General features: G+C 38.7%; 10 protein-coding genes and 2 pseudogenes. 1 reads left to right on the top strand and 11 read right to left on the bottom strand.

What is annotated here, in order from left to right:
- The 11 genes and pseudogenes from JCM21531_RS05710 to mtaB all read right to left on the bottom strand — a co-directional run.
- Positions 1-813, bottom strand: an 813-nt coding sequence (locus tag JCM21531_RS05710) for a ribonuclease E/G (RefSeq protein ID WP_038288144.1), incomplete at its 3' end; no start/stop codon positions are given.
- Positions 814-822: 9 nt separating this feature from the next.
- Positions 823-1656 carry a TIGR03936 family radical SAM-associated protein gene (locus JCM21531_RS20850; RefSeq protein ID WP_173400172.1) on the bottom strand — a complete coding sequence of 278 codons (834 nt, stop codon included), beginning with the start codon at positions 1654-1656 and terminating at the stop codon, positions 823-825.
- 3 nt (positions 1657-1659) lie between these two features.
- Positions 1660-3496, bottom strand: a pseudogene (locus JCM21531_RS05705) (TIGR03960 family B12-binding radical SAM protein); the annotation flags it as partial.
- 222 nt (positions 3497-3718) lie between these two features.
- Positions 3719-4144, bottom strand: a complete 426-nt coding sequence (locus JCM21531_RS20845) for a DUF3048 C-terminal domain-containing protein (protein ID WP_243467286.1) — start codon at positions 4142-4144, stop codon at positions 3719-3721.
- Between the two features lie 144 nt (positions 4145-4288).
- Positions 4289-4549 carry a DUF3048 N-terminal domain-containing protein gene (locus JCM21531_RS20840; protein ID WP_243467285.1) on the bottom strand — a complete coding sequence of 87 codons (261 nt, stop codon included), beginning with the start codon at positions 4547-4549 and terminating at the stop codon, positions 4289-4291.
- Positions 4549-4785, bottom strand: coding sequence for a hypothetical protein (locus tag JCM21531_RS20835; protein ID WP_243467284.1), 237 nt, complete (start codon positions 4783-4785; stop codon positions 4549-4551). The genes JCM21531_RS20840 and JCM21531_RS20835 overlap by 1 nt, the downstream gene beginning before the upstream one ends.
- Before the next feature lie 238 nt (positions 4786-5023).
- Positions 5024-5311, bottom strand: coding sequence for a DUF1292 domain-containing protein (locus JCM21531_RS05695; RefSeq protein ID WP_038288142.1), 288 nt, complete (start codon positions 5309-5311; stop codon positions 5024-5026).
- Between the two features lie 130 nt (positions 5312-5441).
- Positions 5442-5867, bottom strand: a complete 426-nt coding sequence (gene ruvX, locus JCM21531_RS05690; RefSeq protein ID WP_038288140.1) for a Holliday junction resolvase RuvX — start codon at positions 5865-5867, stop codon at positions 5442-5444.
- Between the two features lie 58 nt (positions 5868-5925).
- Positions 5926-6872: pseudogene (locus JCM21531_RS05685) on the bottom strand (aldo/keto reductase).
- Between the two features lie 65 nt (positions 6873-6937).
- On the bottom strand, positions 6938-7207 hold the full coding sequence (locus tag JCM21531_RS05680) for an IreB family regulatory phosphoprotein (protein ID WP_038288138.1): 270 nt from the start codon (positions 7205-7207) through the stop codon (positions 6938-6940).
- Between the two features lie 214 nt (positions 7208-7421).
- Positions 7422-8726 (bottom strand): tRNA (N(6)-L-threonylcarbamoyladenosine(37)-C(2))-methylthiotransferase MtaB, encoded by a 1305-nt coding sequence (gene mtaB, locus JCM21531_RS05675; RefSeq protein WP_038288133.1) that lies wholly within the window; start codon positions 8724-8726, stop codon positions 7422-7424.
- Positions 8727-8884: 158 nt separating this feature from the next.
- Here mtaB and JCM21531_RS05670 point away from each other — a divergent pair, with 158 nt between their 5' ends.
- A complete protein-coding gene (locus tag JCM21531_RS05670; RefSeq protein ID WP_038288131.1) occupies positions 8885-9112 on the top strand; it encodes an HPr family phosphocarrier protein in 228 nt (75 codons plus the stop codon).
- The last annotated feature ends 56 nt before the right edge of the window (positions 9113-9168 follow it).

The raw sequence follows: 9168 nt of genomic DNA, 5'->3' as shown, positions 1-9168 counted from the left end.
CCACTCAAATAAATCAATGTTTTTATTGAAATACTCAACTCTCAGCTTCAGAGCCGGCGAAAGCATTTCAACAAGTTCGAGAACCTTGTTGTACTCCTGCCGGTCATTAATAACAAATCTATCAATATTCCATGTAAAGATATCCCTGACAGCTCTGTAAATTACACTCAAGTCCTTGTGCAGACAACGGGGAACCGGTCCGCTCTGTTCCCTCTGCTTTATCTTTGCCCAAAGCTTAACCAAAAAGTTTAAATCGTTTTTAAAGTCTTCTTCTCGTTTGCCTTCCGAAACAGTCCTTACAATAATACCCATATTCTTGGGCTTAATTTTCTCTGCAATTTTTTTTAGCTTCGCACGTTCCTCTTCATGCTCTATTCTCCTGGAAATACCGATGTAATCGGCATTAGGCAGAAGCACCATCTGCCTTCCCGGGAGAGTTATATGGGTAGTAACTCTAGGTCCCTTTGTACCTATCGGTTCTTTGGTCACTTGTACCGTTATTTCCTGGCCGGGTCTTAATATCTCTTCTATGCTGTGGCTTTTAACATCATTATAAACCTCTTCGTCATCTTCCGAAAACTCTTTCTGGGGTATGGCATCACCAACATACAAAAATGCATTCTTTTCATACCCAATATCTATAAAAGCCGCCTGCATGCCAGGCAGAACACTTTCCACTCTTCCTCTGTAAATATTGCCTACAAGCCTTTCACAATCATTTCTCTCTATAAATACCTCAACCAGTTCCCTGTCTTCCAGCAGAGCCACTCTTTTTTCATTAAGCCCCACATCAACTACAATTTCACTAACCATTATACCACCTCATATAGATAATAATACATGACCGCCCAGAGGATCCGTCAACTTTTCTTTGCTTCCTGTAAAAAGACCGGAACGATGAATCTTCAATATATCAAAGCTAATTCCTGAGCGCCTCCCAAAAGCTGTAATCACAAATTCCGGCTTCAAATTTGCCATGCTTCCTGCAGCAAGCAGCATTGAAAAACAGAAAACAGCCGATTCATTGCTTTGTTTGAACAAATCATCCTCAGCTTCAAGTATTTCAACGTATCTTAAAATCCACGGATTTTTGCAACGGTTTTCAGTAATATTCGCTTGTGGATCTTCTGAAATTGGCGCATTTCCTGCACTATTTACATCAGCATTATAAATCATCGGGCGTATATCTATTTTCTTTATCTTTCCTTTAGATTCTTTTTCAACAAATATTTGCTCATTTTTTAGGAATTCGTCAAGTTTATATTTCAAATCCTCTATTCCGATTTTGCTATCGGCTAAAACCAATACTTCATACGATGCTCCCGCCACTTGAGCCATAATATTGGATGTCGTGTTGTTCTTCTTTGCATCGACAACTTCTATACCTTTCGGCAGGTTTTGGTTCAGCCTCTGTGTAAATTCACCGGAATCGATATCAGTTTCAAGCTCAAAATCAGCATATTCCGATTCGCTGGTAACTCCCACCGAAAGCGGAAGCCCGAACACCATATGGGGATGAGGGTTGAACCCCTGGGAATATGCTATGGGGATTTTCGAGCGTCTTAAAGCTCTTTCAAACATCTTCATCAAATCCAGATGGGAAATGTACTTCACTTCCTCACCTCGGACAAACCTTACCCTTATGCTACTCAACACAAATCCCCCCTCAAACACGGTAGCGCCACAGCCAGAACAGTTTACCCTGCAGTTCGGGGTGACTTCTTCTTTTAAAGCCTTTTCATATTCTCTTATTAAGAATTTCTTCGAGACCCCTACATCAATATGATCCCAAGGCAAAATTTCATCATATGACCTTTTTCTGTTAGCATAGAATGAAGGATCTACTCCGCATTCTATGAAAGCTTCCATCCATTTATCAAATTTGAAGTGTTCTCCCCAACTGTCAAATTTGCACCCTTTCTCAAAAGCCTTAAGCAGCACCTTTCCCAGCTTCCGGTCTCCGCGGGCAAAAATCGCTTCTAAAAAGCTTAGCTGCGGATCGTGCCAGTTGTACTTGATGCTCTTAATTTTTATTTTGCTCTTTAAGAAAAACTGTTTTTCTCTCAAAGTATCCATACTATCCTGCATTTCCCACTGAAAGGGCGTAAAGGGCTTTGGAACAAAAGATGATGTACTGATGGTAACATTAAGTCCTTTCCCTCTTTTCTCTTTCGGCGTACTTTTATATGCATCAACAACTTTATGTCCAAGTTCTGCTATGCCTGCAATATCATCTAAGGTTTCTGTCGGAAGACCCAGCATAAAGTAAAGCTTTACTCCGCTCCAACCTCCTCCAAAAGCTGTAGAAACAGATTTAATCAAATCTTCTTCGGTTATACCCTTGTTTATAACATTGCGAAGCCTCTGAGTCCCCGCTTCCGGCGCAAAGGTAAGACCGCTTTTTCTCACCTTCTGCGCCTTTTCCATAAGTTCAAGGGAAAAAGAATCCACTCTAAGGGATGGAAGGGACAGATTCACCTTTTTTGGCTCCATCTCGTCAATTAATCCATCGGTTAGCTCTTTTAAAGACGTATAGTCGCTGGTACTTAGGGAAGTAAGCGAGATTTCCTCATACCCAGTACTTTCCTGAAGCTTTCGGGATATTTCCAAAAGCCTGTCCGCCGTTCTTTCCCTCACAGGCCTGTAAATAAAACCTGCCTGACAAAACCTGCATCCCCTGGTACAACCGCGGAACAGCTCAACCATTATCCTGTCGTGGACAATTCCCGTAAAGGGAACCACTATTTTATCCGGGAAAAAGACCTTGTCCAAATCCTTAATGATTCTTTTTCTTATTTTTTTCGGATACTCGTCCTTTTTTGGCAAAAAGAGCTTATAGTACCGTCATCGTTGTATTTTACTTCATAGAATTGAGGAATATATATTCCCTCTATTGACGATATGGAATGTAAAAATTCTTCTCTTGGCAGGTTTTTGCTTTTCCACTTAACATACGCATCCATCACTTCATTGATTATTTCCTCGCCTTCACCCATCATAAAAAAGTCTATAAAATCTGCCAAAGGCTCCGGATTGTATGCACAAGGCCCGCCAGCGCAGACAAAAGGATGCTCCTTTGTCCTTTCGCTGCTTAAAACAGGTACTCCTGCAAGATCAAGCATATTTATAATGTTTGTATAACTCATCTCATACTGAAGAGTAAAACCAATAAAATCAAATTCCCTTATGGGATCATGGGTCTCAAGGGCAAAAAGAGGTATATTATGCTCCCTCATTTTGCTTCCATGTCAACCCAGGGAGCAAAAACCCTTTCACAGTAAGTATCATCTCTCTCGTTGAGAAGGTGGTACAAAATTTTCATACCAAGATGAGACATCCCAACTTCATAGACATCTGGAAAACAGAAAGCAAATCTTATATCAATCTCCTTTAAATCTTTCTTAACGCTGTTCCATTCATTCCCAGTATATCTCGATGGTTTCTCTACGTTTTGTAATATTTTATCACTAACTCTAATACCCAACTTAACCTCCATAAAAATCAAACGAATAGGTATATAATACCAACTATATATTACATATATATAGAATAAAAATCAAATATGTTTTTGGTCAAAATATTATACCTTATTCAGAATTTTTAAACACTTTGAGCATTACTCTTTACAAGTGTTCTATATATAATAATAACCAATATGTTCTTTTTTATCAACATCAACCTATATTAGCAGGCTGTCATATTCAGAATAATACTTCAGCTATTCTATTTCAATTTTTCCCGAAACAGGGAATATCTGAATCCATGTCTGACCGGGATTTAAAACTATCTCTTTTCCCTCGCTGTCAAGGTATTTCGTTCTCTCTGTTCTAGAGGATTTTGACCATGTGATTTCAATGCACTTTCCGTTTGTAATATAATAGCCTTCCCCGCTTCCTACGGTATTAACTTCCTGCCTTCCGTACTGGTCGCCCTTTATGTCATAATTTTTAACCTTTTGAATAATAATATTCTTTGTCGTAAGCTGTTCTTCAGTCTGCCTTTCAATGTGGGGTTTCCCGTTTCTAAATCTAAAGTACAGTTTTTTGTCAGCATCATATTCATAATAGGATTTATACTCGGCAGAGTATGAAAGATTGACTTTTTCAGCCTTTTTTTGCGTTTGTGAGTTCTGAGTCTTTCTCATTATACTTAAATACCATTTCCTTGTCTGAATTTGATCTGAAATTGACTTTTTTTACATATTCCTGAAGCTTCTCCATCGACGTATATGTATCCTGTCAGTTTGACTTATCCTTCGTGATATCCCAGAAAACACCGGGAGCACCGTTTATATTGTTAACGCCCAACTTCGGTATATCCGCCATAGCCATAGGCTCCACCCAATATGAACATAAATTGCATCATGCTCCATTGCATAGTCAAGGAAATAGTGGCGTGCGCTTCTCACCGGCCCTATAAGCTCGGTTTTTTGCCCCCAGAATACAGGCATGAATCTCGTTATGCCTCCCTCAACAATTACCTCGTATATAACCTGCGCCTGGCTCAGCCCGCCCTGGGGAAGACAAATCGTACCTTGGTTGTCAATCATTACAGCATAAGGCCGTACCCCTTTTTCAGGAAAATGAAAATCAACTGCTTCTGCATCGCTGTCCGGCTCGGGACTTGGCTGCTCAATATAGTCGAAGTTGGTACTGTCTTCTGTAGGTACAGGGCTTGTATCCGCGTCATTTCCCGTGCTGTTTCGATTACAGCAGCCGAAAACGCCATAAGCGCTAATATTCCCAACAATATTGCTCCTTTTTTAAAAGAAATATTTTTAAACATTTTAAACCCCCATTATCTTTAGTAAATTGAAGATTTACAACACTTTCTGTTCAATCAATATTTTTCGTTTGCAAAAAATTTTCTTGCCGAAATCTATTGCTTCGTTATATTTCTACATAAAAAAGTAAAATCCTTTTAATTTCCACCAGAAAAAACAATTTATATCCGTGTTTCGCCTATAAGCAAAACCCCGAATCTGTATCTCTCAGTATCAGATTCGGGGATGTTTTTTGCATTATTACTCTTCGAACTCGAATTCCTCTTCCAATCTCACCTTAAACTCTTCAAAAACAGCCTCTAACTCATCATCATCTTCAACAGTCACAAAACTGTCTTCTCCATCATCGTTCTGTTCAATCCTAAGAATAACCACTTCCTCAATGTCGTTTTCTTCTTCACTCTGTTCAACCGGCAAGAGAACTACGTATTCGTTTCCGTTATATTCAATTGTATCAAGATGTTCAAACTCAGTTTCCTCGCCATTCTCATCAACTAATACTACAAGACCATCTCTTTCTTCTGTCATAAATATTCCTCCTATTTTCCATTATCAAGTATAGATTATATCACAACCTTCTATAAATTCCAGTACATATAACTATTATTTTCACTTTTATTATTTTCACTTTATCAATATTTATAGCACAAAAATTAATTTATAACACCTTTCCCAGGCTATCGAGATATCCTTGCAGAATGTATACTGCTGCAATCTGATCGACTACCAGTTTCTTTTTTGATTTTTTTACTCCCATTTCATGCATAGTCCTGTTGGCAGCAACTGTAGTCAGCCTTTCATCCCACTTTATTACTTCAATGCCCTTTACCCTTTGCTTGAGCAAATCGATAAACTCTATTGTCTTCTCTCCCCTGGCACCTACAGTACCGTCCATGTTTTTCGGAAAACCTATAATGACCGTTTTTACCCCATACTCTTCAACCAGTTCAGATATCCTCTTAATCGGAACTTCGATATCTGCCTTCCAGTTTATAGTTTCAAGTGCTTGAGCTGTCCATCCGAAAGGATCGCTAATGGCAATCCCTATTCTGCTGTCTCCGTAATCAATCCCCATTATCCTCATAGATACCTCCACCACTTCCATGATATTCACTTGGTCCAGGGCTCTTTTGTGCAAAATATTACGTTACTTTGATAGCAAATACAGGACATACCGATGCACAGTAACTGCATAATACACATTTTTCTTCTGCGACTGTTGCTTTTCCGTCAACCAATTTTAAAGCTCCCTGCTTGCATCTTTCTATACATTTTCCGCAGCCTTCGCACCACCAGTCTATATGAAGCTGTCTCTTTTTGCTCTCAAGACTTTTTTTACATCTTGAGGCACTTCTTTGCCCTCAAATATGCAAACATTCATAATAACCTCTTCTATCGACTGCATACCAAGAGCAATGGAATGTATATACGGAATATTCAGTACAAAATCCATAGCCTCCTTATAGGATTTAATAAGATTTCCTCCTCCCAAAGGCTTCATGCTGTATATTCCTTTTCCCGCCAAATAAGCCTTTTCGACGGCTTTGAGCATATCTTCAATTGATCCGTCTCCTATACCGATACCAGCCTTGTTTACCAGAGGATGAATTACATCAATCTCGGGCATCTCACAGCAGGCATCCACAACTTCAACATTATGGGTCGATACTCCAACTGCTTTTATTATTCCCTTTTCTTTCATGGAAATATAATATTCCAGAGCTTCCCTATGTCCCTTTAATGTAAGTCTGCTTTCCTGCTCGTGAAGCAAAAAAATGTCAATCACATCAATATCCAATTCTCTCCTTGCTTTTTCAAGACTCTCCTTTGCTCCTTCGGCAGAATAGGCGTAGGACTTAGTCGCTACAATAATATTCTTATTTGATTTTTTTAATGCTTTTCCAATATGGGGATAGGTACCATAAAGCTCTGCCGTATCGATAAAATTGACGCCAAGCTCAAAAGCCTCTAAAATTATTTCAGCTCCAAGTTCCGGAGAAAGGTTTGCTTGAAGAGGTCCAATAATAAGTCCGCCAAAGCACAGCTTTGAAACTTCCAAATCTGTCTTGCCCAATTTACAATATTCCAATTATTACACCAGCCTAACAACTTTATTATTTATTAATCGAAATACTATAAAAAACTCCGTATATATCATACGGAGCCTTTATTGATACATTCTTCCAGATAGCACCTTAATATTTCCTCTAAAAGCTCGTCCCTTTCCAATTTTCTGATAGAACTTCTGGCATCCAGATGATTAGTTATGTAGGTCGGATCCCCCGAAAGAATATAACCTACAATCTGGTTAATAGGATTGTAACCCTTTTCTTTTAAAGCCTGGTATACAGATAAAAGCAATTCCCTGGCTTCATTAACCTTTTCTTTCTCTACACTAAACATCATAGTTTCATTGTTTGCCATAACTAATCACTCTCCTGTCCAAGTGAGGACTAAAGTTAAATAGCACCAACCCAAGTCCATAACACCACGCGTATATATATATAGTAATACAACAGGATAAATTATGCAATATTTTTGAGTGCGATTCATATTAATTCTGCTTATTTGATTATGATGTATCTTTTATTCTCGCGGTTTCCTTAAAATTTTAAAAAACTTGCTACCGTCATAAGAGCTAACTTACGACCTCTCCTATGATAAAATCGTCTTTGGTCTCTTTTAAAAGCACATCTAAAATTTTTCCTTCGATATCTTTATCCCCTTGGCATTCAACTCTTATATAATTTGGTGTCAGCCCTTCCATAAAACCTTCTTTTTCCTTTACTTCCTGCTCAAACAACACCGGCAAAACCCTGCCTATGAAACTCTGGTTGTACTTTAAGGTCATACGGGAAGCAAGTTCAATCAACATGCGGCTTCTCTCTTCTTTTTTTTGCGGCGAAACCTGGTCAGGATAAGATGCCGCCGGTGTACCTTTTCTACGGGAGTATTTGAACACATGCATCCTTGAGAAGAAAACTTCTTCAAGGAACCTGTATGTTTCTTTAAATTCTTCATCGGTTTCTCCCGGAAAACCAACCATAATATCTGTTGTAACAGCCACGTCCTTCAAGTTATCTCTCAGAAGCTTTACAGATCTCAGATACTCTTTGGCGGTATACTTTCGGTTCATTCTCTTTAGGGTACTGTCACAACCGCTTTGAAGAGAAATATGAAACTGCGGACACAATTTATGAAGTCCCTTTACCGCTTCAACAAAATCTTCCGTTACCGTTGTAGGCTCAATTGAGCCGAGCCTGATTCTTTCTATCCCGTCAATTTCATGAACTTTTCTTATAATATCAACCAATGAAGTAGTCTTTATATCTTTTCCATAAGATGCAACATGTATTCCGGTAAGTACTATTTCTTTATATCCGCTCTGGGCAAGTCCTGCCACTTCCTTCAGGATGTTTTCCTCCGAACGGCTTCTCACAGGCCCTCTAGCATATGGAATTATGCAGTATGTGCAAAATTGACTGCATCCCTCCTGTATCTTAATAAAAGCCCGGGTACGCTCTTTGTATACATCAACACCTAATTCCTCAAATTCCCTGGTTTTCATTATGTCTCCAACATAATTCTTCCGGCCACCAGAAGCCTCCAGTTCTTCAAGATACTCTAAAATTTTGCTCCTGTCCTTGGTACCGACAACCATGTTTACCCCTTCAATTTCGCTTACTTCCTCGGGTGCGGTCTGGGCATAGCAGCCGACTACGATAACTACGGAATCCGGGTTAGTTTTTTTTGCCCTTCTTATCATTTGCCGAGACTTTCGGTCACTCAAATTGGTAACGGTACATGTATTAATCACATAAACATCGGCTTCTTGTTCAAAGTCTACTATCTCGTAGCCCGCTTTTTCGAACATCTCGGAAATTGCCTCGGTCTCATATTGGTTTACCTTGCAGCCTAATGTATAGAATGCAGCCCTTTTCATTGCTTGTTTAAAACTCCTCTACTCTATTTTGATATGAAAAAATAGTTATAAAATACTAAGTAAATTTTAGCAATATCACGATTGACTTGCAACTTCAAACAGGTTAAGATATAAACAGGAAAAAATAATGCGTAAAGAAATATAAAGGGGGAAATAGTATGAAATCATTCAATATTTCACTTAAGTCCATTACTGATGTTAAGGATTTTGTTAATATAGTTAATAAATATGATTTTGATATTGATTTAACATCTGGACGTTATGTGGTTGATGCAAAATCTATCATGGGCATCTTCAGTCTTGACTTAAGTAAACCTATCAGAGTAGATGTTCACGCTGACGAATGCGGAGGCTTCTGCGAAGAAATCAAAAACTTTATTGTGTAGTTTGTAATGAGGAGGTAAATACATTTTACCTCCTCATAATGTTATCCTTCATTTTC

Origin of the sequence: Acetivibrio straminisolvens JCM 21531 (genome assembly GCF_000521465.1) — a bacterium.
Lineage (GTDB): Bacteria > Bacillota > Clostridia > Acetivibrionales > Acetivibrionaceae > Hungateiclostridium > Hungateiclostridium straminisolvens.
The sequence above is the reverse complement of the archived record's forward strand: the minus strand, read 5'-3'. Positions and strand labels throughout refer to the sequence as shown.

Excerpts from the sequence above, each read along its gene's own strand:
- mtaB (WP_038288133.1), bottom strand. The coding sequence starts at position 8,726 with ATGAAAAGGGCTGCATTCTATACATTAGGCTGCAAGGTAAACCAATAT.
- JCM21531_RS20840 (WP_243467285.1), bottom strand. The coding sequence starts at position 4,549 with ATGATTGACAACCAAGGTACGATTTGTCTTCCCCAGGGCGGGCTGAGC.
- ruvX (WP_038288140.1), bottom strand. The coding sequence starts at position 5,867 with ATGAGGATAATGGGGATTGATTACGGAGACAGCAGAATAGGGATTGCC.
- JCM21531_RS05695 (WP_038288142.1), bottom strand. The coding sequence starts at position 5,311 with ATGACAGAAGAAAGAGATGGTCTTGTAGTATTAGTTGATGAGAATGGC.
- JCM21531_RS05670 (WP_038288131.1), top strand. The coding sequence starts at position 8,885 with ATGAAATCATTCAATATTTCACTTAAGTCCATTACTGATGTTAAGGAT.
- JCM21531_RS20845 (WP_243467286.1), bottom strand. The coding sequence starts at position 4,144 with ATGAGAAAGACTCAGAACTCACAAACGCAAAAAAAGGCTGAAAAAGTC.
- JCM21531_RS05680 (WP_038288138.1), bottom strand. The coding sequence starts at position 7,207 with ATGGCAAACAATGAAACTATGATGTTTAGTGTAGAGAAAGAAAAGGTT.
- JCM21531_RS20835 (WP_243467284.1), bottom strand. The coding sequence starts at position 4,785 with ATGTTTAAAAATATTTCTTTTAAAAAAGGAGCAATATTGTTGGGAATA.